This is a genomic window from Pseudomonas sp. 32_A, from assembly GCF_017490905.1.
GTDB lineage: Bacteria > Pseudomonadota > Gammaproteobacteria > Pseudomonadales > Pseudomonadaceae > Aquipseudomonas > Aquipseudomonas inefficax.
Window position 1 is genome coordinate 1 of the sequence record NZ_JAFGYI010000376.1, and the last position, 437, is coordinate 437.

Sequence of the window (437 nt, forward strand, 5' to 3'; positions counted from 1 at the left end):
GTCGACGCGCTCGTCGAGCCGGGCGCGCATCCGGGAATGCCGGCCTTCATCGTGCACGGCGACGACGATCGCGTTGTCGTGCCGAAGAACGCGGACGAACTCGCCGTTCAGTTCCTGCGGCTGAACGGTCTTGCCGACGCCGATGGTGAACCGGCGGGCGTCGAGCGTTTCGAGACGCGCGCAGCCGACGTGCGCACGCTCGACTATCGCCGCGACGGCGAATCGGTCGTGCGCCTCTGCCGGGTCCACGGCCTCGCGCATGCGTGGGCGGGCGGCGACGACAGTGTGCCGTTCCACTCGGCCGCCGGCCCGGATGCGAGCGAGCTGATCTGGTCTTTCTTCGCGTCGCGTGAGCGAGCGGCTGTCGCGTCGTAACGACGCACGCTCGGGAACGGCTGGCATTGATTCAGGGTTTTCCCTATAATACGGGTAAATAC

Annotated in this window: 1 protein-coding gene; it reads left to right on the forward strand. The window is 67.3% G+C overall.

Annotated features, from left to right (window positions below; translation table 11 throughout):
* On the forward strand, window positions 1–375 hold a 375-nt coding region (locus tag J5M58_RS27145), incomplete at its 5' end, for a PHB depolymerase family esterase (RefSeq protein WP_207880543.1).
* Between the last annotated feature and the right edge of the window lie 62 nt (window positions 376–437).